This window comes from Devosia alba (genome assembly GCF_039938915.1).
Classification (GTDB): domain Bacteria; phylum Pseudomonadota; class Alphaproteobacteria; order Rhizobiales; family Devosiaceae; genus Devosia; species Devosia alba.
Genome location: NZ_JBDUUI010000001.1, coordinates 385097 through 409250 on the forward strand (window position 1 = coordinate 385097; position 24154 = coordinate 409250).

Here is a 24154-nt window from a genome sequence, read left to right on the forward strand (position 1 = left end):
ACCTTCTTATGCGCGTTCGCGGTCGCCACGCTCAGGGCGCGGACCACGTTCACTACGCTGACCACCTTCGGTGTTACCTTCGGTAGCGCGACGCTCATGCGCAGTCGGATCATGCTCAAGGACTTCGCCCTTGAAGATCCAGACCTTGATACCGATGATACCGTAAGTCGTCTTTGCTTCAGCAGTACCGTAATCGATGTCGGCGCGCAGCGTGTGCAGCGGCACGCGACCTTCGCGGTACCATTCGGTACGAGCGATGTCGGCGCCACCCAGGCGGCCACCCACATTGACGCGGATACCACCGGCCCCCATACGGATCGACGTCTGCACCGCACGCTTCATGGCGCGACGGAAAGCAACACGGCGTTCCAGCTGCTGGGCAATGCCCTGGGCAACCAGCGTCGCATCGGTTTCCGGCTTGCGCACTTCAACGATGTTGATGTGCACTTCGCTGTCGGTGAACTTCTTCACCTTGGCGCGGATCTTGTCGATGTCTGCGCCCTTCTTGCCGATCACGATGCCCGGACGGGCAGTGTGGATCGACACGCGGCACTTGCGGTGTGGACGCTCGATGACGATCTTGGAGACTGCTGCAGCCTTGAGGTCTTCCAGCAGCATCGCACGGATCTTCAGGTCTTCCTGCAAGAGCGAGCCGTACTCGCCCTTGTTGGCGTACCAGCGGCTATCCCAGGTGCGATTGATACCAAGGCGAAAGCCGATTGGATTGATCTTCTGACCCATTATGCGGCCTCCTCAACTTGCCGGACGACGATCGTCAGATGCGCGAATGGCTTCTGGATCTGCGAAGAACGGCCACGACCGCGAGCGGTGAAGCGCTTCATTACCAGCGAATTACCAACAAAAGCTTCAGCAACGACGAGAGCGTCGGTGTCGAGACCATGGTTGTTCTCGGCGTTCGCGATGGCGCTTTCCAGCACCTTCTTGACCTGACCGGAGATGCGCTTGTGGCTGAATTCGAGATCGGCCAGGGCCTTCTCGACTTTCTTGCCACGGATCAACTGCGCGACGAGGTTCAGCTTCTGAGGGCTGATGCGCAACATGCGCAGAACAGCCTTAGCCTCGTTGTCCTTGAGAGCGCGCTCAGTTTTTGGCTTGCCCATCTTACTTCCTCTTGGCCTTCTTGTCGGCAGCGTGACCGTAATAGGTACGGGTCGGTGCAAACTCGCCGAACTTGTGGCCGATCATGTCTTCAGTGACGTTGACCGGAACGTGCTTCTGGCCATTGTGAACGCCAAACGTGACGCCAACGAATTGTGGCAGGATGGTCGAACGGCGGCTCCAGATCTTGATCACATCGTTGCGACCAGACGCGAGGGCCTTTTCGGCCTTCTTGAGCATGTAGCCGTCGACAAACGGCCCCTTCCAGATTGAACGGGTCATGGCTTACCTGCCCTTCCTAACGTGACGGCTACGAACGATGAACTGGTCCGTTGCCTTATTGCTGCGGGTGCGCTTGCCCTTGGTCGGCTTGCCCCAAGGCGTAACCGGATGACGGCCACCCGAAGTACGGCCTTCACCACCACCATGTGGATGGTCGACAGGGTTCATGGTCACACCACGGTTGACTGGCTTGCGGCCGAGCCAACGCGAGCGACCGGCCTTGCCGAGCGAGGTGTTCGAGTGATCCTGGTTCGAAACCGAGCCAACGGTAGCAAGGCAGGAGCCATGCACGCGGCGCTGTTCACCAGACTTCAGACGAAGGATCGCCCAACCCTGATCGCGACCGACATACTGGGCATAAGCACCAGCAGAACGGGCAACCTGGGCTCCCTTGCGGGGCTTGAGCTCGATATTGTGCACGATCGTACCGACCGGCATGTTCTCGAGCGGCATGGCATTGCCTGGCTTCACGTCAACCGTGCCGGTCGACGAGATCACCTTGTCACCGGCGCCGACGCGCTGTGGTGCAACGATATAGGCGAGTTCGCCGTCCTCGTACTTCACCAGAGCGATCCAAGCGGTACGGTTGGGATCGTATTCCAGGCGCTCAATCGTCCCGACCATGTCAAACTTGACACGCTTGAAATCGATCAAACGATAGGTGCGCTTGTGACCGCCACCCCGATGGAAGGCAGTAATGCGTCCGCGATTGTTACGACCACCGGACTTGGAAAGACCTTCGGTCAAAACCTTGACGGGCTTGCCCTTCCAAAGATCTGAACGGTCGGTCGTCACGAGCTGACGGCGGCCGGGGGACGTAGGATTGTAGCTTTTAAGAGCCATTTTTCTGTCTCTTCCCTTACAGGCCGGTCGAAATGTCGATCGACTGGCCGTCGACGAGGGTCACGATCGCCTTCTTGACGTCGTTGCGCGTGCCAACCTTGCCGCGGAAGCGCTTCACCTTGCCCTTGCGGACCAGGGTGTTCACTGCCTTGACCTTGACCGAAAACAACTGCTCGACGGCAGTCTTGATATCGGTCTTGCTGGCATCAATCGCCACGTCGAAAACGACCTGGTTATGTTCGGAGGCCATCGTCGACTTTTCAGTCACGACAGGGTTCCGGACGATGTCATAAGCGCTCAGCTTGTTCATGCGAACCTCGCTTCCAGCGCTTCCAGCGCTGCCTTGGTCAGGACGAGCTTGTCGCGCTTGAGGATCGACACAACGTTGATCCCCTGCACTGGCAAGACGTCGATATGCGGGATGTTGCGAGCGGCCAGAACAAAGTTCTGGTCGACAACTGCCCCGTCAATGATCAGCGCGTTCGTCCAGGCCAGCTTGCCGAAGGTGGCAAGCAGTCCAGCGGTCTTGCCGTCTTTGCTCGACACGCTGTCAACAACGACCAGCGAGCCGGACTTGATCTTGGACGACAGCGCGTGCTTCAGCGCCAGCGCCCGGACCTTCTTGGGAAGGTCGATGGCGTGGCTGCGCGGGGTCGGACCGAATGCACGACCACCACCACGGAACTGGGGAGCCTTGCGATCGCCGTGACGGGCACCGCCGCCACCCTTCTGCTTGCCGAATTTCTTGCCCGTGAGAACGCCTTCCGAACGATTTTTCACATCGTGCGTGCCGGCCATCGCCTTGAGCTGCTGGTAGCGAACCATGCGGTGCAGAATGTCCTGGCGGACTTCCAGACCGAAGACGTCGTCGGCGAGCTGGATATTGCCAGCGGCCTTGCCGTCGAGGGTTGTGACCTTGAGTTCCATTTAGTTACCTTCCCCCGCAACGTCAGCGGCGGCTTTGAACGAGCCCGGGAAAGCAGCGCCCTGTGGAGCCGGCTTCTTCACCGCGTCCTTGATCATGATCCAAGCACCCTTGGAGCCTGGAACCGAACCCTGGATCATGATCAGCCCGCGCTCGTTGTCGGTCTTGACGACCTTGACGTTCTGCGTGGTGATGCGACGATCGCCCATGTGGCCCGGCATCTTCTTGCCCTTGAAGGTCTTACCTGGGTCCTGACGACCACCGGTAGAACCGATCGAACGGTGCGAAACGGACACACCATGCGAAGCCCGCAGGCCGCCGAAGTTCCAGCGCTTCATGCCGCCGGCAAAGCCCTTACCAATCGAAGTGCCGGTCACGTCAACCAGCTGGCCTTCGACGAAATGGTCTGCCTGCAACGTAGCGCCGACCTCAATGAGGTTGGCTTCGTCAACGCGGAATTCCGCGACGTGGCGCTTGGGCTCGACCTTCGCAACGGCAAAAATGCCGCGCTCAGCCTTGCTCGTGTTCTTTGCCTTGGCCAGGCCTGCGCCCAGCTGCAAAGCCACATACCCGTCCTTGTCAGCCGTCCGCTGGCCCACCACCTGGCAGTTCTGCAGACTCAGCACAGTCACCGGGACGTGCGAGCCGTCCTCAGCAAAAATGCGGGTCATGCCCAGCTTCTGTGCGATCAATCCAGAACGCATCGGTTATTACCTTCTCTCTTGGCGCAGTACCGGGTCATGGTTTCAGAGGACCCTTTATCTGATACGCGCGGAAAACTCTTCGACTTAGAGCTTGATTTCGACGTCAACGCCGGCGGCGAGATCAAGCTTCATCAGTGCATCAACCGTCTGAGGCGTCGGGTCCACAATGTCCAGAAGACGCTTGTGGGTACGAATCTCGAACTGCTCACGCGCCTTCTTATCGATATGGGGCGAGCGGTTCACGGTAAATTTCTCGATTCGCGTCGGCAGCGGAATGGGACCGCGAACCTGCGCGCCTGTACGCTTGGCCGTCGAAACGATCTCGCGCGTGGAGGCGTCGAGAACGCGATGGTCAAACGCCTTGAGGCGAATGCGAATATTCTGACCGTTCATCTTGTAAATCCTGACGAAAATGGATCGCGGCGCGCACTAATCGCGCGCCGCGAATGTCTCAATAAGGCTTACTTCAGGATCTTTGCGACCACGCCGGCGCCGACGGTGCGGCCACCTTCACGGATAGCAAAGCGGAGCTTTTCTTCCATGGCGATCGGAACGATCAGCTGAACGTTCATGTTGATGTTGTCACCTGGCATAACCATTTCCGTGCCTTCTGGCAGGGTCACGATGCCTGTCACGTCCGTGGTCCGGAAGTAGAACTGGGGACGATAGTTGCCGAAGAACGGGGTATGACGACCGCCTTCTTCCTTGGTGAGGATATAGGCCTCAGCAACGAAGTCGGTGTGCGGGGTCACGGAACCGGGCTTGCAGAGAACCTGACCGCGCTCAACCTGAGTACGATCGATACCGCGGATCAGTGCACCAACGTTGTCGCCAGCCTGGCCCGAGTCGAGCAGCTTGCGGAACATTTCGACACCGGTAACGGTGGTCTTCTGGGTTGGCTTGATGCCGACGATTTCGACTTCTTCACCGACCTTGATGATGCCGCGCTCAACGCGACCGGTCACCACCGTACCACGACCCGAGATCGAGAACACGTCTTCGATCGGCAGCAGGAACGGCAGGTCAACGGGACGCTCTGGCTGTGGGATGTAAGCATCCACGGCAGCCATCAGCTCGAGAACGGCGTCATGGCCGAGCTTCTTGTCGGAATCTTCGAGAGCGGCAAGAGCCGAACCCTTGATCACCGGAATATCGTCGCCCGGGAATTCGTAAGACGACAGCAATTCGCGAACTTCCAGCTCAACGAGTTCGAGCAGTTCCGGATCGTCGACCATGTCGCACTTGTTCAGGAACACCACCAGAGCGGGAACGCCAACCTGACGTGCCAGCAGGATGTGCTCGCGGGTCTGGGGCATCGGGCCGTCGGCAGCAGACACGACCAGGATCGCGCCGTCCATCTGGGCAGCACCGGTGATCATGTTCTTCACATAGTCAGCGTGGCCTGGGCAATCGACGTGAGCATAGTGACGGTTAGCCGTCTCGTACTCGACGTGCGAGGTGTTGATGGTGATGCCGCGTGCCTTCTCTTCAGGTGCGCTGTCAATCGACGCGTAGTCCTTGAAGTTGGCGCCGCCGGACTCGGCCAGAACCTTGGTGATCGCTGCAGTCAGCGAGGTCTTGCCATGGTCAACGTGACCGATAGTGCCGATGTTGCAGTGAGGCTTATTGCGGGAAAACTTTTCCTTGCCCATCGATATTCTCCGTATTCGTTAGCCAATAGGCCAACCTTTGAGTTGAGTTATTGGTTAGGCGTATTTGGCCTGGACTTCGTCGGCGACTGCCTGCGGAACCTGCTCGTAGTGATCGAACGTCATCGAGTACTGTGCACGACCCTGGCTCATCGAGCGCAGCGTGTTCACATAACCAAACATGTTCGCGAGCGGGACAAAGGCATCCACAACCTGGAGGACACCACGGCTCTCTGTGCCCTGGATCTGACCACGTCGTGAATTGAGATCACCGATAACGTCGCCCATGTAGTCGTCTGGCGTGACAACTTCAACCTTCATGATCGGTTCAAGGATCTTTGGCGATGCCTTGCGGATGGCTTCATTGAAGCCAGCACGACCAGCAATTTCAAAGGCCAGAACCGAGGAGTCAACGTCATGGTAGGCGCCTTCAGTCAGCGTCACCTTGATATCGACAATCGGGAACCCGATCAGCGGACCGGAAGCCATAACCGACTTCACGCCCTTTTCCACGCCTGGAATATATTCCTTGGGCACGGAACCACCGACGACCGCGTTCACGAACTCGAGGCCCTTACCCAGTTCGCCGGGCTCAATCGAGAGCTTGACGCGAGCGAACTGACCCGAACCACCCGACTGCTTCTTGTGGGTATAGTCCACATCGGCAGCACGCGTGATCGTCTCGCGGTAGGCCACCTGCGGCTGACCGATATTGGCTTCGACCTTGAACTCGCGACGCATACGGTCAACGAGAATGTCGAGATGAAGCTCGCCCATGCCCGAAATGATGGTCTGGCCGGATTCTTCGTCGGTCTTGACGCGGAAGCTTGGATCTTCAGCAGCCAGACGATTGAGCGCGAGGCCCATCTTTTCCTGGTCAGCCTTGGACTTGGGCTCCACCGAAATGTCGATCACCGGCTCTGGGAAGATCATGCGTTCCAGGATCACCTGAGCATTCTGTGCGCACAGGGTGTCACCCGTCGTGGTGTCCTTGAGACCCACGATGGCCACGATGTCGCCAGCGAAGGCTTCAGTGATCTGTTCGCGGCTGTTGGCGTGCATCTGGAACATGCGGCCAACGCGTTCGCGCTTTTCCTTAACCGTGTTTTCCAGCATCGTGCCCTGCTCGACATGACCCGAGTAGATGCGGCAGAAGGTCAGCGAACCCATGTGCGGGTCGTTGGCGATCTTGAACGCCAGCATCGACAGCGGCTCGCTATCGTCAGCGTGACGCTCGATCGGTGCTTCGGTCTTGGCATCGATGCCCTGGATGGCAGGCACATCGAGCGGCGACGGCAGGAAGTCGATCACGCCATCCAGCAGGGGCTGCACGCCCTTGTTCTTGAAGGCGGAGCCGGCATAGACTAGGAAGAACTTCGCATCGATCACGCCACGGCGCAGCAGGCGACGAATGGTGTCGTTGTTGGGCGCTTCGCCGTTGAGATAGGCTTCCATCGCCTCATCGTCGAGCTCGACGGCGGCCTCGATCATGGCTTCGCGATACTTGACGGCCTTTTCCTTGAGATCGTCCGGGATCTCAACCACGTCCCAGGCAGCGCCCAGTTCTTCATTGTGCCAGACCAGGGCATTCATCTCGATCAGATCGACGACGCCCTTGAATTCGGTCTCAGCGCCGATCGGCAGTTGAACGGGAACCGCCTTGGCGCCGAGGCGCGTGCCGATCATCTCGACGCAGCGATAGAAATCGGCGCCGACCTTGTCCATCTTGTTGACGAAGATCAGACGCGGAACATGGTATTTGTCGGCCTGGCGCCAGACGGTTTCGGTCTGCGGCTCAACGCCGGCGTTGGCGTCGAGCAGCGCCACGGCGCCATCGAGCACGCGCAGCGAGCGTTCGACTTCGATAGTGAAGTCCACGTGGCCGGGGGTGTCGATGATGTTGAAGCGGTGCTGCACGCCATCGCGCGACTTCCACGACGTAGTCGTGGCTGCCGATGTGATGGTGATACCGCGTTCCTGCTCCTGCTCCATCCAGTCCATGGTCGAAGCGCCATCATGGGTCTCGCCCATCTTATGGTTCTTGCCCGTGTAATAGAGGATGCGCTCGGTCGTGGTCGTCTTGCCGGCATCGATGTGAGCCATGATGCCGAAATTACGATAAAGTTGGATAGCGGTTTCGCGTGCCATGAGGTGCTCCTACTACCAGCGGTAGTGCGAGAAGGCACGGTTGGCGTCAGCCATACGGTGCGTATCTTCACGCTTTTTGACGGCCTGACCACGACCATTGAGGGCATCCATGAGTTCACCGGAAAGGCGCTCACGCATGGTGTTCTCACCGCGCTTGCGGGCGGAGTCGATCAGCCAGCGGATGGCCAAAGCCTGCTGACGGTCAGCACGAACTTCAACCGGAACCTGGTACGTAGCACCGCCAACGCGGCGCGAACGCACTTCAACCGACGGGCGGATGTTTTCCAGGGCCGTGTGGAACACCTCGATGGGATCCTGCTTGACCTTGGCCTCGACAATGTCGAAGGCACCGTAAACGATGCTTTCGGCGGACGACTTCTTGCCGTCCTTCATGAGCGAGTTCATAAATTTGGTAAGGACGAGATCGCCGAACTTAGCGTCCGGAATAACGTCACGCTTCTCTGCGCGGTGGCGACGGGACATAGCTCAATATCTCCTTACTTCGGACGCTTCGCGCCGTACTTCGAACGGCGCTGCTTGCGATCCTTGACGCTCTGCGTGTCAAGGACACCGCGGAGCACGTGATAACGAACGCCGGGAAGGTCGCGAACGCGACCGCCACGGATCAGGACCACGGAGTGCTCCTGAAGGTTGTGGCCTTCGCCCGGGATGTACGAAATCACTTCGCGTGAGTTCGTCAAACGAACCTTGGCGACCTTGCGCAGTGCCGAGTTCGGCTTCTTCGGGGTCGTCGTATACACACGAGAACAAACGCCGCGCTTCTGCGGATTTGCTTCCATCGCCGGAACCTTGTTCCGCTTTGGCTTGCTGGCGCGTGGCTTGCGGATCAGCTGATTAATGGTGGGCATTTCGCTCTTTCCATCGTCCAAAATTCATTGCGGTCTAGACCAACCAAACCAAAACGGCGCTCATCCGACCCCCTCAAGGGAACGGCGGCGCCTTAATTGCAGCGGACCACCCACGAAAGCGGGCAGTCATGCGCACAAGGATTTGCTTCGTCTAGTTACCCGACAGTGTGTTTGAGTGTCCTGGATGCCCGCACAAGATGGCAGGAACCCGGTGTGACATTCACGACCGACCGCTTAGGTAGGCGCTGTTTAGAACCGACTCTCCTGCGCGTCAAGGATTCTTTCGTGAAATATCGAGGTGGCACCTATGCACGAGGTGGCAATGGCAGCCCGATAGTGCCGCGATATCCTCGCACCGGCCCTGCCCCACATCCAAAAGAAAAGGGAGCCTCCCGGCCCCCTTCCCTCATATTGTGATGTGTCTGTCGCCTATTCGGCGGCAGGCGCAGCAATCTTGGGCGTGCTGGCCTGACGGCGACGTTCGTCCAGGATCAGATCGTCGCGCTTGGTCGCGATCAGCTTGGCCGCGGAGATGCCGGCGCCTGTACCAGCCGGGATCAGGCGACCAACGATCACGTTCTCCTTGAGACCTTCGAGCAGATCGGCCTTGCCGGACACTGCAGCCTCGGTGAGCACGCGGGTGGTTTCCTGGAACGAAGCGGCCGACACGAACGAGCGGGTCTGCAGCGACGCCTTGGTAATGCCCAGCAGCACCGGATTGGCCGTTGCCGGCTTCTTGCCATCAGCGACCAGCGCGTCGTTGAGCTCGTCAAAGTCCAGCTTGTCGAGCTGCTCATCCTTGAGCAGACCGGAGTCACCTGGGTTCACGATCTCGACCTTCTGCAGCATCTGGCGAACGATCACCTCGATGTGCTTGTCGTTGATCATCACGCCCTGCAGACGATAGACCTCCTGGATCTCATTGACGAGGTAACGAGCAAGCTCTTCCACGCCCTTGATGGCCAAAATGTCGTGCGGCGCCGGGTTGCCGTCGAGGATGTACTCACCCTTTTCAATGGCGTCGCCTTCCTGCAGATGGAACGGCTTGCCCTTGGGGATCAGATACTCGACCGGATCAGCACCCTCTTCATGAGGCTCGATGACGATGCGACGCTTGTTCTTGTAGTCGCGGCCGAAGCGGATGGTACCATCGATCTCGGCGATGATGGCGTGATCCTTGGGACGACGAGCCTCGAACAATTCGGCCACGCGCGGCAGACCGCCCGTGATGTCCTTGGTCTTGGCGCTTTCCAGTGGAATTCGCGCCAGCACGTCGCCTGGCGACACCTTCTCGCCGGGCTCGGCGGCAATAACCGCGTCAACCGAGAGCAGGTAGCGGGCGTCACCGCCCCGCTCCACCTTGAGCACCGCCCCATCACGCGCAATGGCCAGGGCCGGCTTGAGACCGTCACCCCGTGGATTGGTGCGCCAGTCGATCACCACACGCTTGGTGAAGCCGGTTGCTTCGTCAGTGTTTTCCGCAACCGAGGTGCCATCAAGCAGGTCTTCAAACACCACTTCGCCCTCGACTTCGGCCAGGATCGGACGGGTGTAGGGGTCCCATTCGGCCAGGCGCTGACCACGGCGAACCGCATCACCTTCCTTGACCAGCAGCTTGGCACCATAGGCCACCTTATGGGTGGAGCGTTCCTTGCCGTCTGCGTCAAGCACAGCCAGCGAAACGTTACGGGCCATGACGACCAGCTTGTTGCCTTCGACCTTGACGACATTCGGATTGCGGATGGCAATGGTGCCTTCAGCGCCGGACTCCAGGAACGAGGAGTCAACCACCTGTGCCGTGCCACCAATATGGAACGTACGCATGGTCAGCTGAGTACCGGGCTCACCGATCGACTGCGCGGCGATAACGCCCACAGCTTCACCCATGTTCACCGGCGTACCGCGTGCAAGGTCACGACCATAGCAGGCCGCGCAGGTGCCCTGGCGCATGTCGCAGGTCAGTGGCGAACGGATACGGATCGACTGGATCCGGGCCTCTTCGATGACGTCGACATCCTTTTCGTCCAGCAGATGACCCTTTGGAGCGATCAGATCGCCAGTCAACGGATGGAAGATATCGTCGGCAGCCGTACGGCCCAGCACACGCTGGCCGATGGAAGCGACAACCTGGCCGGAATCCACGATGGGTTCCATGGTCAGGCCACGCTCGGTGCCGCAATCGGTCGACACGATGATCGCGTCCTGCGCCACGTCAACCAGACGACGGGTCAGGTAACCCGAGTTCGCCGTCTTCAACGCCGTATCCGCCAGACCCTTGCGGGCACCGTGGGTGGAGTTGAAGTACTCGAGAACGTTGAGGCCTTCCTTGAAGTTGGCCGTGATCGGGGTCTCGATGATCGAGCCGTCAGGACGGGCCATCAGGCCGCGCATGCCGGCAAGCTGCTTCATCTGGGCCGGTGAACCACGGGCGCCAGAATGGCTCATCATATAGACTGAGTTGATCGGCTTCTGACGACCGGTCTCCTCATCGATCTGCACGGTGCGGATCGCGTCCATCATCTCTTCGGCAACCTTGTCGCCACACTTGGCCCAGGCGTCGACGACCTTGTTGTACTTTTCGCCCTGAGTGATCAGGCCGTCATTGTACTGCTGCTCGAACTCTTCGACCTGCTTACGCGCCGCTTCCACGATGGTGTACTTGGAAGCCGGGATAACCATGTCGTCCTTGCCGAACGAAATGCCGGCATCACAGGCGTTCTTGAAGCCCAGCTGCATGACGCGGTCACAGAAGATCACGGTCTCTTTCTGACCACAGCCACGGTACACCGTGTCGATCATCTTGGAGATCATCTTCTTGGTCATCAGCTGGTTGGCCGTCGAGAACGGCACCTTGGCGCTCTTGGGCAGGATCTGCCCGATCAGCATACGGCCGGGGGTCGTTTCCACGATCTCGGACGTTTCATTGCCGTCCGCATCAAACGAGCTGACACGGCCTTTGATCTTGCTGTGCAGCGTGACCACCTTGGTGTCGATGGCATGCTCGAGTTCGGCAATCGAACCGAATGCCATGCCTTCGCCTGGCTCGTTCTCGTTCATCAACGAGAGGTAGTACAGACCCAGCACGATGTCCTGGCTCGGCACGATGATCGGCTGGCCGTTGGCAGGATGCAGGATGTTGTTGGTCGACATCATCAGCACGCGCGCTTCCAGCTGCGCTTCGAGCGACAGCGGAACGTGCACGGCCATCTGATCGCCGTCAAAGTCGGCGTTGAAGGCCGAGCAGACGAGCGGATGCAGACGAATGGCCTTGCCTTCGATCAGGATCGGCTCAAACGCCTGAATGCCAAGACGGTGCAGTGTCGGCGCGCGGTTCAGCAGCACCGGATGCTCGCGGATCACCTCGTCCAGGATATCCCAGACTTCCGGCTTTTCCTTCTCGACCAGCTTCTTGGCCTGCTTCACCGTCGAGCTAAAGCCCTTGGCCTCCAGACGCGAATAGATGAACGGCTTGAACAGCTCGAGCGCCATCTTCTTGGGCAGACCGCACTGGTGCAGCATCAGGTTCGGACCCACGGTGATGACCGAACGACCCGAATAGTCGACGCGCTTGCCGAGCAGGTTCTGACGGAAGCGGCCCTGCTTGCCCTTGAGCATGTCGGACAGCGACTTCAGCGGACGCTTGTTGGCACCGGTGATGGTACGGCCACGACGGCCGTTATCGAACAGGGCGTCAACGGCTTCCTGCAGCATGCGCTTTTCGTTGCGGATGATGATGTCAGGAGCGCGCAATTCAATGAGCCGCTTCAACCGGTTGTTCCGGTTGATCACGCGACGGTACAGATCGTTCAGATCGGACGTGGCAAAGCGGCCGCCATCCAACGGCACCAGCGGGCGCAGCTCGGGCGGAATGACCGGAATGATGGTCATGATCATCCATTCGGGCTTGTTGCCCGACACGATGAACTGCTCGACGATCTTGAGGCGCTTGGCCAGCTTCTTTGGCTTCAGCTCGGTGGTGGACTCGGCAATCTCCACACGCAGGTTTGCCGCGATCTTTTCCAGATCGAGCGCCAGCAGGATATCGCGAATGGCTTCGGCGCCGATCTTGGCGGTGAAGCTGTCGGCACCGTATTCGTCCTGTGCATCCAGGAACTGCTCTTCATTGAGCAGTTCGTGCTGGGTGAAGGGCGTCAGGCCGGGATCGAGAATAACGTAGTTCTCGAAATACAGGATGCGCTCAATGTCCTTGAGCGTCATGTCGAGCAACAGCGCGATGCGCGACGGCAACGACTTCAGGAACCAGATGTGCGCGACCGGCGCAGCGAGTTCAATATGCCCCATGCGCTCGCGACGAACGCGGCTCAGGGTGACTTCAACACCGCACTTTTCGCAGATGACGCCCTTGAACTTCATGCGCTTGTACTTGCCGCACAGGCACTCATAGTCCTTCACGGGGCCAAAGATGCGCGCGCAGAACAGGCCATCGCGTTCAGGCTTGAACGTGCGATAGTTGATCGTTTCGGGCTTCTTGATCTCGCCATAGGACCAGGAAAGGATCTTCTCTGGCGAAGCAATCGAGATCTTCATCTGATCGAAGGTCTGCACGGGAACCGCCGGGTTGAACGGGTCCATGACGTGGGAATGATGGTTCATCAATTCTCTCCTCTATCCGTTCATGCCGCGATGTTGCCGCGGCAGGAACGGAAAATGAATGGGGGTAGGAAGTGCCGGATTACTCCGCCGCTTCCTGAGGAGGTGCGAGCTCCGCTTCGGCCTGTTCGGCGCCGCCTTCGATCTCGCGCATGTCGAGTTCGACATTGAGACCGAGCGAACGGATTTCCTTGACCAGAACGTTGAAGCTCTCGGGGATGCCCGCTTCGAACGTATCGTCGCCACGCACGATGGCTTCGTAGACCTTGGTACGACCGGCAACGTCGTCCGACTTGATGGTAAGCATTTCCTGCAGCGTATATGCCGCGCCGTAGGCTTCCAGAGCCCACACTTCCATCTCGCCGAAGCGCTGACCGCCGAACTGCGCCTTGCCGCCCAGTGGCTGCTGGGTGACCAGCGAGTACGGGCCGATCGAGCGCGCGTGGATCTTGTTGTCCACAAGGTGGTCGAGCTTGAGCATATAGATATACCCAACCGTCACCTGACGATCGAACTGCTCGCCGCTACGGCCGTCATACACTGTCGACTGACCCGAGGCCTTCAGCCCTGCCCGCTCCAGCATCACCACGATGTCGGCTTCCTTGGCGCCGTCGAACACCGGGGTCGCGATCGAGACACCATTGGAGAGGTGCTCGCCGAGACGAACCATGCCGTCGTCGTCAAGATCGGTGATGGATTCATCACCGGCAAACAGGTCCTGGATCTCCAGGCGCAGTGGCTTGAGATCGCCATTGCGATGATAGGCGCGAACCATCTCATCGATCTTGCGACCCATGCCGGCACAAGCCCAGCCCAGATGCGTTTCGAGGATCTGACCGACGTTCATGCGCGAGGGCACGCCCAGCGGGTTCAGCACGATGTCGACCGACGTACCATCTTCGAGATAGGGCATGTCTTCGATCGGCACGATGCGCGACACCACGCCCTTGTTGCCGTGACGGCCGGCCATCTTGTCGCCTGGCTGGATCTTGCGCTTGGTAGCGATGAAGACCTTGACCATCTTCATCACGCCCGGTGGCAATTCGTCACCGCGCTGCAGCTTGTCCACCTTGTCGATGAAGCGCTGCTCAAGCAGTCGGCGGCTCTCTTCATACTGCGCATGAAGGGCTTCCATCTCGGTCATGACCTTGTCGTCATCAACCGCAAACTGCCACCACTTCGAACGCGGCTGTGCCTCAAACATCTGGTCGTTGAGCTTGGTGCCCACAACATAGCCCTTGGGGCCCGCTGTCGCGGCCTTGCCAAACAGCATCTCCTTGAGACGCGCGTAGACGTTGCGGTCCAGGATCGACTGTTCGTCGTCACGGTCCTTGGCGAGACGTTCGATTTCCTCGCGCTCGATAGCCATGGCGCGCTCGTCCTTGTCGATGCCGTGGCGATTGAACACGCGCACTTCAACAACAGTACCAGCATCACCCGGCGGCACGCGCAGGGAGGTGTCTCGCACGTCAGAGGCCTTTTCGCCAAAGATCGCCCGCAGCAGCTTTTCTTCCGGCGTCATCGGCGATTCACCCTTGGGGGTGATCTTGCCGACGAGGATATCGCCAGGGGCCACTTCGGCACCGATATGCACGATGCCGGCTTCGTCCAGGCTCTTCAGCGCTTCTTCCGACACGTTCGGAATGTCGCGGGTGATTTCCTCGGGACCAAGCTTGGTATCGCGGGCCATCACTTCATATTCCTCGATATGGATCGAGGTGAAGACGTCATTCATCGCAATCTTTTCAGACAGCAGGATGGAGTCTTCGAAGTTGTAGCCGTTCCAGGGCATGAACGCGACGAGCACGTTGCGGCCCAGCGCCAGATCGCCCAATTCAGTGGACTGACCATCAGCAATGATGTCGCCAGCATTGATGTGATCACCAACCACCACCAGCGGACGCTGATTGATGCAGGTTGACTGGTTCGAGCGCTGGAACTTCATCAGATTGTAGATGTCGACGCCCGACTTTGACGCATCGGTTTCTTCGGTTGCCCGAATAACGATACGCGTGGCGTCCACCTGGTCGACGATACCCTTGCGCTTGGCAACGATGGCGGCGCCGGAATCGCGGGCCACAATCGCTTCCATGCCGGTACCGACAAACGGGGCATGCGCCCGCAGCAGCGGCACAGCCTGACGCTGCATGTTCGAGCCCATCAGCGCCCGGTTGGCGTCGTCGTTCTCGAGGAACGGGATCAGCGAGGCGGCAACCGACACCATCTGCTTGGGGGAAACGTCCATCAGATCGACGTTTTCCTTGGGCGTCAGGCCGTTGTCACCGGCGTGGCGTGCCACCACCAGATCGTGCTCAAGCTCAAGCTTGTCGTTGAAGGTCACGTTGGCCTGAGCGACGTAGTGCTTGGCCTCTTCCATGGCGGAGAGATAGACCACTTCATCGGTCAGCTTGCCATCGACGATCTTGCGATACGGCGTCTCGATGAAACCGTACTTGTTGACGCGGGCAAAGGTCGACAGCGAGTTGATCAGACCAATGTTGGGACCTTCGGGGGTCTCAATCGGGCAGATCCGGCCGTAATGGGTCGGATGCACGTCGCGCACTTCAAAACCGGCGCGTTCACGGGTCAGACCACCCGGCCCAAGCGCCGACAGACGGCGCTTGTGGGTGATTTCTGACAGCGGATTGGTCTGGTCCATGAACTGGCTGAGCTGGCTCGAGCCAAAGAACTCACGCACTGCGGCAGCAGCCGGCTTGGCGTTGATCAGATCCTGCGGCATGACCGTGTCGATTTCGACCGAGCTCATGCGCTCCTTGATGGCGCGTTCCATGCGCAGCAGGCCGAGACGATAGGAATTTTCCATCAGCTCGCCCACCGAACGCACCCGACGGTTGCCGAGATTGTCGATGTCGTCGATTTCACCGCGACCATCGCGCAGGTCGACCAGCGTGCGGACGACCTCAACAATGTCTTCCTTGCGCAGCGTGCGCATGGTGTCGGGCGCATCGAGCTCGAGGCGCATGTTCATCTTGACGCGGCCCACAGCGGACAGGTCATAGCGCTCGCTGTCAAAGAACAGCGACTGGAACATGGCTTCAGCAGTATCAACGGTTGGCGGCTCACCGGGACGCATCACGCGGTAGATGTCGAACAGTGCATCTTCGCGCGTCTCGTTCTTGTCCACGGCCAGCGTATTGCGGATATAGCCGCCAATGCTGACGTGATCGATGTCGAGGAGCGGCAGTTCGTCAAAGCCGAGTTCAACCAGCATCTCGAGGTTCTTCTCGTCGAGCTCGTCGCCTGCCTCCATATAGACCTCGCCGGTCTTCATGTTGATCAGGTCTTCAGCGACATACATGCCATAGAGATCTTCATCGACGGCCAGCAAATGGGTCAGGCCGTCATCGGCCAGCTTCTTGGCCTGACGGACCGAGAGCTTCTTGCCCGCTTCATGCACCACGTCGCCGGTCTTGGCGTCGATAAGGTCCTGGCTCGGCTTGGCATTCTTCATCTTCTCGGCGTCGTAGGGCTTCTGCCAGCCCGATGCCGTCTTGGTGAAGGTAAGCGTATTGTAATATGTCGACAGGATCTCTTCGGTGTCCATGCCGAGCGCCTTGAGCAGGCTGGTCACGGGGATCTTGCGGCGACGATCGATACGCGCGAACACCACGTCCTTGGCATCAAACTCGATATCGAGCCAGCTACCACGGTAGGGAATGATGCGGCCAGCAAACAGCAGCTTGCCCGACGAATGGGTCTTGCCCTTGTCGTGGTCAAAGAACACGCCTGGCGAACGATGCATCTGCGAAACGATGACGCGTTCGGTGCCATTGACGATAAAGGTGCCGTTCGACGTCATGAAGGGCATGTCGCCCATATAGACGTCCTGCTCCTTGATATCCTTGACCGAGCGGGCGCCGGTCTCTTCATCGACTTCAAACACGATCAGGCGAAGTGTCACCTTGAGCGGGGCAGCGAACGTGATGTCGCGCGCACGGCACTCATCGATGTCATATTTCGGCTGCTCGAATTCGTACTTCACGAATTCGAGAGACGCGGTGTTGGAGAAGTCAGTGATCGGAAAGACCGAACGGAACACGGACTGAAGCCCCTCATCGGGACGGCCAGCTTTTGGCTCGTCGACGAGAAGAAACTGATCATAGGAGGCCTTCTGGACCTCGATCAGATTGGGCATCTCCGTGACTTCGCGAATGGACCCGAAGGACTTGCGTACCTTGCGGCGGCCGTTGAACGTGGTAGCCATGAAAGCTCCTGTTTCCTGTGCGATTGTCTCGGAGGCAGATATCCAAAGACCCGACAATCAGCCGGCGGGTATCAGGATATGTGCCCTTCAAATTTTCTCAGGCTGAATGATGTCTCATCGTGCAATTCCAACCCAAGGAACGGCATCGGTACGAAAACGCCAAATACCTCCGGGCGAACAGCCAGGAGGTCTAACGGACGTCAGCGCACCTCAGACATCAAATTCTTCATATATTCCGCAAATTGGCGCCAGGGACCTATCCAACCGGTCCGGCGAATCATCTCGTAGAGACGAAGTAGCGAGATGGCACATAACGCGCCATCTCGCAAGTTTCAAGGGCAGTGGCAGAACTACTTGAGTTCGACCTTGGCGCCAGCGGCTTCCAGCTTCTTCTGAATGTCTTCAGCTTCAGCCTTGTTGACGCCTTCCTTGACGGCCTTGGGCGCAGCTTCAACAAGCGCCTTGGCTTCGCCCAGGCCCAGACCAGTGATGGCACGGACTTCCTTGATGACGTTGATCTTGTTGTCGCCAAACGAGGCGAGGATCACGTCAAATTCGGTCTTTTCTTCAGCAGCTGGAGCAGCAGCGCCGCCAGCGGCAGCAACAGCAACAGGAGCGGCGGCGGAAACGCCCCACTTCTCTTCCAGCATCTTCGACAGTTCCGAAGCTTCCAGAACGGTCAGGGCAGACAGGTCGTCTACGATCTTGGCGAGATCAGCCATTTGATAAATCTCTCTTTTTTACGTGTTCAGTTCAAACCAAAGTGGTCCCTTGCGAGGACCGATGGGGTTACGCTGCTTCGTTGCTCTTTTCCGCATGCGCGGCCAAAACGCGGGCAATGCCGCCAGCCGGTGCCACGATGACCGATGCGATACGCGTAGCGGGCTGCTTGAGCATCCCGGCAAGCGTGGCGCGCAGTTCATCCAGCGACGGCATGGTCGACAGCGCCTTGATGTTTTCGGCATCAAGAGCGGTCTTGCCCATGGCGCCACCAAGAACGACGTATTTCGCGTTCTTTTCAGCAAACTTTGCCGCAATCTTGGGCGCAGTCATGGGGTCGGCCGCATAAGCGATGACGATCGGGCCTACGAGTAGGCTCGACATGTCCGCATTGTCGGTTTCTTTAAGAGCAAGCTTGGCAAGACGGTTTTTAGCGATCTTGACGAAACCACCGGCGCTCTTCACCTCACGACGAAGAACCTCCAGATTGGCTACGGTCAGACCGGTATTCTGCGCAAGTACGATCGACCCAGCGCCCGTTAGGGCTGACTGAAGCGATGCGACAAGCTCACGCTTTTCCGCTCTTTCCACTGCTAGTCTCCACATTTAGCCCGACGAAAGTCAGTCGGGCCATTGCCAATTGCTGCCCTCCGGTCTCCATAAAGGAGGAGAGGAGCAACGGTTACACGCCTGTCAACCGTGCTGCCTGAAAGGGCAACTGGCCTGGTTCAAACCGCCACCCTGCCCTTGCGGACAAAATTTCGGTCTTCACCCCATCTATGCTGGCATCTTGCGACATTAAGCCAACCCAAATCGGCTGGCACCGGCAGTCTCGGACAGGACTTGTTGCCGCCCCGAAGAGCGACAAAAACCGGGCGATCGAAACCGCCCGGAATTGGAATTACATCGCCGAGGCGGGCTCGACATGCACGCCCGGGCCCATGGTCGAGGACACGGCAACGCGCTTGACATAGGTGCCCTTGGCACCCGCTGGCTTGGACTTCATCACCGCATCGGTGAAGGCCTTGATGTTCTGCAGCAGGGCTTCTTCCGAGAACGACACCTTGCCAACGCCAGCATGCAGGATGCCGGCCTTTTCAACGCGGTATTCCACGGCGCCGCCCTTGGCAGCCTTGACGGCCCCGGCAACGTCAGGAGTAACCGTGCCGACCTTGGGGTTTGGCATCAGATTGCGTGGGCCCAGGATCTTGCCCAGACGACCGACCAGCGGCATCATATCAGGCGTTGCAATGCACCGATCGAAATCGATCTTGCCGCCCAAAATGGCTTCCATCAGGTCTTCGGCACCAACGATGTCAGCACCAGCCTTGCGGGCTTCGTCAGCCTTGGCGTCCTTGGCGAACACGGCAACGCGCACGGTCTTGCCAGTGCCATTGGGCAGGTTGACCACGCCGCGGACCATCTGGTCAGCGTGGCGGGGATCAACGCCCAGATTGATGGCGATTTCGATGGTTTCGTCAAACTTGGCTGCGGCGCGCGACTTGACCATCTTGATGGCTTCATCGAGCTTGTACAGCTTGTTGCGATCGATGCCCTCGCGGGCTGCGGTGAGTTTCTTACCAGCCATTTATCAGCCCTCGACCTGAATGCCCATGGAACGGGCAGAGCCGGCAATCATCGATGCAGCAGCGTCGATATTGTCAGCGTTGAGATCCTTCATCTTCTTTTCGGCAATATCACGCAGCTGAGCCTGGGTGATGGTGCCAACCGATTCCTTGCCGGGCAGCTTGCTGCCGGCCTTGAGGTTGACGGCCTTCTTGATGAAGTAGGTTACCGGCGGCTGCTTCATCACAAAGGTGAAGCTCTTGTCGGCATAGGCAGTGATCACGACTGGAATGGGCGCACCCTTTTCCACTTCCTGCGTGGCGGCATTGAACGCCTTGCAGAATTCCATGATGTTCAGACCGCGCTGACCCAGTGCTGGGCCGATTGGCGGGGATGGTGTTGCGGAACCCGCAGGCACCTGGAGCTTTACGTAGCCAACGATTTTCTTTGCCAATTCCGTCTCCTATTCGTGGCCACAATCGGCCGGGTAGGCGCCAACTAGTTAAAGCCGGCTAGACACCGTGGTCTGAGGTGGAACTGGTGCTGGCAGTGCACCATCCTCTACCACAGTTTCTGCACCCGGCCGGAGCCGGGCATATTCCGGCTCACACCGGAATTCTTGAGTGTCAGACCTTTTCGACCTGACTGTATTCGAGCTCCACCGGGGTGGGACGACCAAAGATCGACACTTCCACCTTGAGGCGGGCGCGCTCTTCGTCGACTTCTTCCACCACGCCATTGAAGCTGGCAAACGGACCGTCCGAAACGCGGACATTCTCGCCCACTTCGAACGATATCGATGGCTTGGGATGCTCAACGCCTTCCTGCACCTGCTGCAGAATGGCCTGGGCCTCCTTCTCCGAAATCGGCATCGGCTTGTTGTCCGAACCGAGAAAGCCGGTAACCTTGGGCGTATTCTTGATCAGATGGAACGCCTCGTCGGTCATATCCATCTTCACCAGCACATAGCCCGGGAAGAACTTGCGTTCAGCATCGACCTTGCGGCCGCGACGGATCTCCACGACCTTTTCGGTCGGCACGATCACGTCTTCAAACAGATGGTCAAGCTTCTTTTGCGCAACCTTCTGGCGGATGTCTTCCGCCACCTTGCGCTCGAAGTTCGAGTAAGCTTGAACGATATACCAGCGCATGGCCATAAAGCGTCGCCGCTCCTAGATGTTGTGTGTCCGAGACCCGACTAGCGGATCGAAAGCATCAGCCCGACAAGCCAAGAAATGAGCTGATCGGCTGCGAGAAAAAACAGGCTGGCGGCCAGCACCAACACGATCACCATAATCGTGGAGATCAGGACTTCGTTTCGCCCCGGCCAGATGACTTTGGAAACTTCCTGCCGCGTCTGCTGCAGGAACTTGATTGGGTTCTTCACGGCCATCAACGAATCTACTCTTTGGTGTTTTGGTGCAAAACCAAAGGCCGCGCAGGAATCCCGCACGGCTGGAATGTGGGTTTCTAGAGAAACTCCGGGCCAAATGCAACAGCCCACCCGCACAATTTGCCCGACCGGAAAACCCTGCTGATGAACGACGCCTGCAGGGCGGCGTGATTCGTCCTTGATTCGGCATGGCTACGGGACTTAAATGGGTCTGGAACGTGTGACGAATGGAGGCGTGCCATGACTGCAGGTGCCGCGTCGTTCGAAGTCAAAGCCTGTGAAATCGCTCTTTACGGCCCCCACCCGACCATCGAAGGGCGGGTAACGGGTGTCGTGCGGGTCCGCATTGAAGAACACTTCATGGGCAATATCAGCCGCTATGCCCTTGATCTCAAGGTGAAAGCCGATGTGCCAAACGCAACGGCCGACCAGGTACGCACCGCGTTGCTGGCTCATGCGGCCCATCAGCTCAACCGGCTAAAGGCCCGTCATTCCGACAGGATCCCAACCGCCGCTGAATAGAATTCGCGGCGGCAGGCCGGAATTGCTGGATGTGTTGGATATATTGGTTTGAGTGCCTGGCAGGGGCTGGGGGACTCGAACCCACGACCCTCGGTTTTGGAGACCGATGCTCTACCAACTGAGCTAAACCCCTTCAGACGAGGCTGTGTCTAAATGTAAAGCGGGCGCTTCGCAAGACCCTTCCCAACCTCAATGCCCACTTCCCGGCCCTAAGCCCAGATATGGGGCAGCAAGGGCAGTGCCATGAGTACCAGACCGCCCAGCGCCACCGTGAAGCTGATCGACCGCCAGGGCGACAAAGCGGCCATATAGCACACCAGGTGCCCTGCCCGCCCCAGCAGGTAAAGCATTGCCCCGGCCAGGCTGACCCAGCCCTGCTCGCCCAGCACAATCGCCAGCACGGCGAACACCAGAAATATCGGCAGCGTTTCCTGCAGATTGCCCAAGGCCCGCCGCGCCCTTGCCAGTTGCAGACTTGGCTCGGGAAGGTTATCGCGCGGCCCCATCTGCGCCTGCGGCCCGACCTGCTGGGTCAAATAATGGCCCGGCAGGAAAACCTGCACCAGCAAGAGCAGCAGCACGAGAAAGATGAGCGCCAGCATTGATCAACCTTGTCACGTTGGGAGTGTATGAGAGTAGTTACGTCGCGCGGCCTTGAACAGATCACCCCGTGCGAATGGCGTACAGCGTCGTGTTCACCAGCGCGACGGGCCAGGCCGCCATGGCGTCCGCCCGATTGAACCAGCGCTGAATGCTGGCCCCTTCAGGCGACCGACCAGTACCCCGGCTCACCGCGGCGACCAAGCCAAAGGATCGCCAGCCCCGCCATGGCCAGCCAGGGCAGCAGCGCCAGGTTCAGATTTTGCCAGCCAATGGTGTTTTGCAGCACGCCAGCGCTGAGTGAAGCGAACAGGCCAACCACGAAGATGGTAAAGTCATTGGTGGCCTGCGCCTTGCCCTTTTCGGCGGTGCTATAGGCGCGGGTCAGCAGATTGGTGCCACCGATATAGAGAAAATTCCAGCCTACCCCCAACAGCACCAGGGCGGCGCTGAATGAATAGAACCCCGTGCCGGACAGGGTGATCAAGACGTGACAGGTGAGCAGAACAACGCCGGCGAGCATGATCTGCAACACGCCGAAGCGGGCAATCAGCGAACCGGTAAAGAACGACGGCAGGAACATGCCGAGCACATGCAACTGGATGACTGTGGCCGTGGCGCCCAGACCATGATTGTGGTGCACCATGGCCAGCGGGGTCGCCGTCATCGCCAGGATCATGACGCCATAGCCGATTGTCGCGCCAAACAGCGCCACCAGATAGATTGGCTGCCGCACGATGTCGATGAGCGCTCGAGCCGAGGCCCGTTCATCGGCGGTATCGAGCGCTTTGGGAACATTGACGCCAAACAGCACAACCACTGCCAGCAGGGAGGTGAGGGCCAGGAACAGGAACGAAGCCGTGTAGGCCGGTTGCAGCAGGTCGCCACCCAGCCGGGCCAGCAGCGGCCCCACCAGCGCGGCGACGACCCCGCCAGCCAGCACCAGCGATATGGCGCGCGGCTTGAAGGCGGCGTCGGCAACTTCAGCGGCGGCAAACCGATAGAACTGGGCGAAGCCCTGATAGGCGCCAGCCAGAAACGTGCCGAGACAAAGCAGCAACAATGAGGAGGTGAGCATGCCCGCAGCCGCCAGCAAACCGCCCAAAGTGCCCAGGCTGGCGCCCGCAATGAACCCGACCCGGCGCCCGACCCGCGCCATCCACATCGATGCCGGCACGGTTGCCACCGCAGTGCCAAGGAACATGGTGGCGATCGGCGCCGTCGCCCATTCCGGGGATGGCGCCAGGATACTGCCGGCCAACGCGCCAATGGTCATCACCAGCACCGACACGATCTGAAACAGCGCCTGCGCCGTGGCCAGCAGGAAGACTTGTCGGTGCATGGCTTGCATGGTTGCGTTTTCTCGGTTTGGGATGGTCACGACGCGTCAGCTTACCCTGCGGCCACCCATTCGGGCCTGCCGTCTTGCAGGCATTAGTCTTGAACTCTTGCGCCCGCAACTGGGATCCGCGACGACATAGGCAGCTTCGCGCGCAATACCGGGCTAACTGCCGGATGGTCGCCTGGCTGCAAGCGCGGCGACTACCGCACCAAGCAATATCGCCCCAATGCCCGTTCGGCTTTACCCATGCTCACCACCAATAAATTGGCGATGGTGCCGGCCGATTCAGATCAGTCGGCGCACAGCGTTTTCCGCACCCGGGAATGCGACCCGAAGGCGTTACGGTTGCATGCCGCAACAATCGGCTAGATCATTAATTTATTTGATAAAAGAGTTTGGCTGGGGAACCTGGATTCGAACCAAGATCGACGGAGTCAGAGTCCGCTGTTCTACCATTGAACTATTCCCCAGCAGGCCGGTAGCCGGCTGGCGTGGGAGATGGATGATCTCCGACGCGGGGTCTGCATAGACAATGCCGAATGCAATTGCAAGCGCCTGCGCGCCGATTGCGGCGGCCAAAGCACAGCAATTGTGAAGCGTTCAAATACACCTGCAACGATGCGGACGTGGCGGCCC

23 protein-coding genes and 2 tRNA genes are annotated in these 24154 nt (G+C 59.1%); 1 reads left to right on the plus strand and 24 read right to left on the minus strand.

What is annotated here, in order from left to right; all coding sequences use genetic code 11:
• Positions 1-6: 6 nt before the first annotated feature.
• The 20 genes from rpsC to secE form a co-directional block, all read right to left on the minus strand.
• On the minus strand, positions 7-741 hold the full coding sequence (gene rpsC, locus ABFY71_RS01840; RefSeq protein ID WP_305579696.1) for a 30S ribosomal protein S3: 735 nt from the start codon (positions 739-741) through the stop codon (positions 7-9).
• Positions 741-1121 (minus strand): 50S ribosomal protein L22, encoded by a 381-nt coding sequence (gene rplV, locus ABFY71_RS01845; protein ID WP_193335635.1) that lies wholly within the window; start codon positions 1119-1121, stop codon positions 741-743. The genes rpsC and rplV overlap by 1 nt, the downstream gene beginning before the upstream one ends.
• Position 1122: 1 nt before the next feature.
• A complete protein-coding gene (gene rpsS, locus ABFY71_RS01850) occupies positions 1123-1401 on the minus strand; it encodes a 30S ribosomal protein S19 (RefSeq protein ID WP_193335634.1) in 279 nt (92 codons plus the stop codon).
• A 3-nt stretch (positions 1402-1404) separates the two neighbouring features.
• Positions 1405-2244: a 50S ribosomal protein L2 gene (rplB, locus tag ABFY71_RS01855; RefSeq protein ID WP_347944413.1), complete on the minus strand. Its 840-nt coding sequence runs from the start codon at positions 2242-2244 to the stop codon at positions 1405-1407.
• Positions 2245-2260: 16 nt separating this feature from the next.
• On the minus strand, positions 2261-2554 hold the full coding sequence (locus tag ABFY71_RS01860; RefSeq protein WP_305579698.1) for a 50S ribosomal protein L23: 294 nt from the start codon (positions 2552-2554) through the stop codon (positions 2261-2263).
• Positions 2551-3171, minus strand: coding sequence for a 50S ribosomal protein L4 (gene rplD / locus ABFY71_RS01865; protein ID WP_305579699.1), 621 nt, complete (start codon positions 3169-3171; stop codon positions 2551-2553). Before rplD ends, ABFY71_RS01860 begins: the two co-directional genes overlap by 4 nt.
• Positions 3172-3873: a 50S ribosomal protein L3 gene (rplC, locus tag ABFY71_RS01870; protein WP_347944414.1), complete on the minus strand. Its 702-nt coding sequence runs from the start codon at positions 3871-3873 to the stop codon at positions 3172-3174.
• Positions 3874-3957: 84 nt separating this feature from the next.
• A complete protein-coding gene (gene rpsJ, locus ABFY71_RS01875) occupies positions 3958-4266 on the minus strand; it encodes a 30S ribosomal protein S10 (RefSeq protein ID WP_046136738.1) in 309 nt (102 codons plus the stop codon).
• 68 nt (positions 4267-4334) lie between these two features.
• Positions 4335-5525 (minus strand): elongation factor Tu, encoded by a 1191-nt coding sequence (gene tuf / locus ABFY71_RS01880; protein ID WP_347944415.1) that lies wholly within the window; start codon positions 5523-5525, stop codon positions 4335-4337.
• A 54-nt stretch (positions 5526-5579) separates the two neighbouring features.
• Positions 5580-7670 (minus strand): elongation factor G, encoded by a 2091-nt coding sequence (gene fusA, locus ABFY71_RS01885; protein WP_347944416.1) that lies wholly within the window; start codon positions 7668-7670, stop codon positions 5580-5582.
• Positions 7671-7682: 12 nt separating this feature from the next.
• A complete protein-coding gene (gene rpsG / locus ABFY71_RS01890; RefSeq protein WP_305579703.1) occupies positions 7683-8153 on the minus strand; it encodes a 30S ribosomal protein S7 in 471 nt (156 codons plus the stop codon).
• Positions 8154-8167: 14 nt separating this feature from the next.
• Positions 8168-8539: a 30S ribosomal protein S12 gene (gene rpsL, locus ABFY71_RS01895; RefSeq protein ID WP_046136734.1), complete on the minus strand. Its 372-nt coding sequence runs from the start codon at positions 8537-8539 to the stop codon at positions 8168-8170.
• A 429-nt stretch (positions 8540-8968) separates the two neighbouring features.
• Entirely contained in the window at positions 8969-13153 is a 4185-nt protein-coding gene (rpoC, locus tag ABFY71_RS01900; RefSeq protein WP_347944417.1) for a DNA-directed RNA polymerase subunit beta', read from the minus strand.
• A gap of 79 nt (positions 13154-13232) precedes the next feature.
• Complete coding sequence (rpoB, locus tag ABFY71_RS01905) at positions 13233-17375, minus strand: DNA-directed RNA polymerase subunit beta (RefSeq protein WP_347944418.1); 4143 nt, start codon at positions 17373-17375, stop codon at positions 13233-13235.
• A gap of 350 nt (positions 17376-17725) precedes the next feature.
• On the minus strand, positions 17726-18097 hold the full coding sequence (gene rplL / locus ABFY71_RS01910) for a 50S ribosomal protein L7/L12 (protein WP_347944419.1): 372 nt from the start codon (positions 18095-18097) through the stop codon (positions 17726-17728).
• A 67-nt stretch (positions 18098-18164) separates the two neighbouring features.
• The gene (rplJ, locus tag ABFY71_RS01915; protein WP_305576098.1) at positions 18165-18686 is read right to left on the minus strand and encodes a 50S ribosomal protein L10; all 522 of its coding nucleotides are present in this window, start codon (positions 18684-18686) and stop codon (positions 18165-18167) included.
• Between the two features lie 310 nt (positions 18687-18996).
• A complete protein-coding gene (gene rplA / locus ABFY71_RS01920) occupies positions 18997-19683 on the minus strand; it encodes a 50S ribosomal protein L1 (RefSeq protein WP_305576100.1) in 687 nt (228 codons plus the stop codon).
• A 3-nt stretch (positions 19684-19686) separates the two neighbouring features.
• Entirely contained in the window at positions 19687-20115 is a 429-nt protein-coding gene (gene rplK, locus ABFY71_RS01925) for a 50S ribosomal protein L11 (RefSeq protein WP_305576102.1), read from the minus strand.
• A gap of 172 nt (positions 20116-20287) precedes the next feature.
• Positions 20288-20818, minus strand: a complete 531-nt coding sequence (nusG, locus tag ABFY71_RS01930) for a transcription termination/antitermination protein NusG (RefSeq protein WP_305576104.1) — start codon at positions 20816-20818, stop codon at positions 20288-20290.
• A 41-nt stretch (positions 20819-20859) separates the two neighbouring features.
• Positions 20860-21054 (minus strand): preprotein translocase subunit SecE, encoded by a 195-nt coding sequence (gene secE, locus ABFY71_RS01935; protein ID WP_305576106.1) that lies wholly within the window; start codon positions 21052-21054, stop codon positions 20860-20862.
• A gap of 240 nt (positions 21055-21294) precedes the next feature.
• On the opposite strand from secE, the gene ABFY71_RS01940 reads away from it, so the two are divergent.
• Positions 21295-21576, plus strand: a complete 282-nt coding sequence (locus tag ABFY71_RS01940; protein ID WP_347944420.1) for a hypothetical protein — start codon at positions 21295-21297, stop codon at positions 21574-21576.
• Between the two features lie 57 nt (positions 21577-21633).
• Here ABFY71_RS01940 and ABFY71_RS01945 read toward each other — a convergent pair.
• The 4 genes from ABFY71_RS01945 to ABFY71_RS01960 all read right to left on the minus strand — a co-directional run bounded on the left by ABFY71_RS01945 (position 21634) and on the right by ABFY71_RS01960 (position 23988).
• Positions 21634-21709: transfer RNA gene (locus ABFY71_RS01945), tRNA-Trp, on the minus strand.
• A gap of 76 nt (positions 21710-21785) precedes the next feature.
• Positions 21786-22178, minus strand: a complete 393-nt coding sequence (locus tag ABFY71_RS01950) for an MAPEG family protein (RefSeq protein WP_347944422.1) — start codon at positions 22176-22178, stop codon at positions 21786-21788.
• A gap of 161 nt (positions 22179-22339) precedes the next feature.
• Entirely contained in the window at positions 22340-23527 is a 1188-nt protein-coding gene (locus tag ABFY71_RS01955; RefSeq protein WP_347944423.1) for an MFS transporter, read from the minus strand.
• 387 nt (positions 23528-23914) lie between these two features.
• Positions 23915-23988: transfer RNA gene (locus ABFY71_RS01960), tRNA-Gln, on the minus strand.
• Positions 23989-24154 lie beyond the last annotated feature (166 nt).

Bases quoted from the DNA above. Each gene is read 5' to 3' on its own strand.
- rpoC (WP_347944417.1), bottom strand. From the start codon at position 13,153: ATGAACCATCATTCCCACGTCATGGACCCGTTCAACCCGGCGGTTCCC.
- secE (WP_305576106.1), bottom strand. From the start codon at position 21,054: ATGGCCGTGAAGAACCCAATCAAGTTCCTGCAGCAGACGCGGCAGGAA.
- ABFY71_RS01860 (WP_305579698.1), bottom strand. From the start codon at position 2,554: ATGAACAAGCTGAGCGCTTATGACATCGTCCGGAACCCTGTCGTGACT.
- rpsS (WP_193335634.1), bottom strand. From the start codon at position 1,401: ATGACCCGTTCAATCTGGAAGGGGCCGTTTGTCGACGGCTACATGCTC.
- rpsJ (WP_046136738.1), bottom strand. From the start codon at position 4,266: ATGAACGGTCAGAATATTCGCATTCGCCTCAAGGCGTTTGACCATCGC.
- rpsL (WP_046136734.1), bottom strand. From the start codon at position 8,539: ATGCCCACCATTAATCAGCTGATCCGCAAGCCACGCGCCAGCAAGCCA.
- rplV (WP_193335635.1), bottom strand. From the start codon at position 1,121: ATGGGCAAGCCAAAAACTGAGCGCGCTCTCAAGGACAACGAGGCTAAG.
- rpsG (WP_305579703.1), bottom strand. From the start codon at position 8,153: ATGTCCCGTCGCCACCGCGCAGAGAAGCGTGACGTTATTCCGGACGCT.
- ABFY71_RS01940 (WP_347944420.1), top strand. From the start codon at position 21,295: ATGACTGCAGGTGCCGCGTCGTTCGAAGTCAAAGCCTGTGAAATCGCT.
- rpoB (WP_347944418.1), bottom strand. From the start codon at position 17,375: ATGGCTACCACGTTCAACGGCCGCCGCAAGGTACGCAAGTCCTTCGGG.
- rplC (WP_347944414.1), bottom strand. From the start codon at position 3,873: ATGCGTTCTGGATTGATCGCACAGAAGCTGGGCATGACCCGCATTTTT.
- nusG (WP_305576104.1), bottom strand. From the start codon at position 20,818: ATGGCCATGCGCTGGTATATCGTTCAAGCTTACTCGAACTTCGAGCGC.
- rplL (WP_347944419.1), bottom strand. From the start codon at position 18,097: ATGGCTGATCTCGCCAAGATCGTAGACGACCTGTCTGCCCTGACCGTT.
- rplB (WP_347944413.1), bottom strand. From the start codon at position 2,244: ATGGCTCTTAAAAGCTACAATCCTACGTCCCCCGGCCGCCGTCAGCTC.
- tuf (WP_347944415.1), bottom strand. From the start codon at position 5,525: ATGGGCAAGGAAAAGTTTTCCCGCAATAAGCCTCACTGCAACATCGGC.
- ABFY71_RS01950 (WP_347944422.1), bottom strand. From the start codon at position 22,178: ATGCTGGCGCTCATCTTTCTCGTGCTGCTGCTCTTGCTGGTGCAGGTT.
- fusA (WP_347944416.1), bottom strand. From the start codon at position 7,670: ATGGCACGCGAAACCGCTATCCAACTTTATCGTAATTTCGGCATCATG.
- rpsC (WP_305579696.1), bottom strand. From the start codon at position 741: ATGGGTCAGAAGATCAATCCAATCGGCTTTCGCCTTGGTATCAATCGC.
- ABFY71_RS01955 (WP_347944423.1), bottom strand. From the start codon at position 23,527: ATGCAAGCCATGCACCGACAAGTCTTCCTGCTGGCCACGGCGCAGGCG.
- rplD (WP_305579699.1), bottom strand. From the start codon at position 3,171: ATGGAACTCAAGGTCACAACCCTCGACGGCAAGGCCGCTGGCAATATC.
- rplA (WP_305576100.1), bottom strand. From the start codon at position 19,683: ATGGCTGGTAAGAAACTCACCGCAGCCCGCGAGGGCATCGATCGCAAC.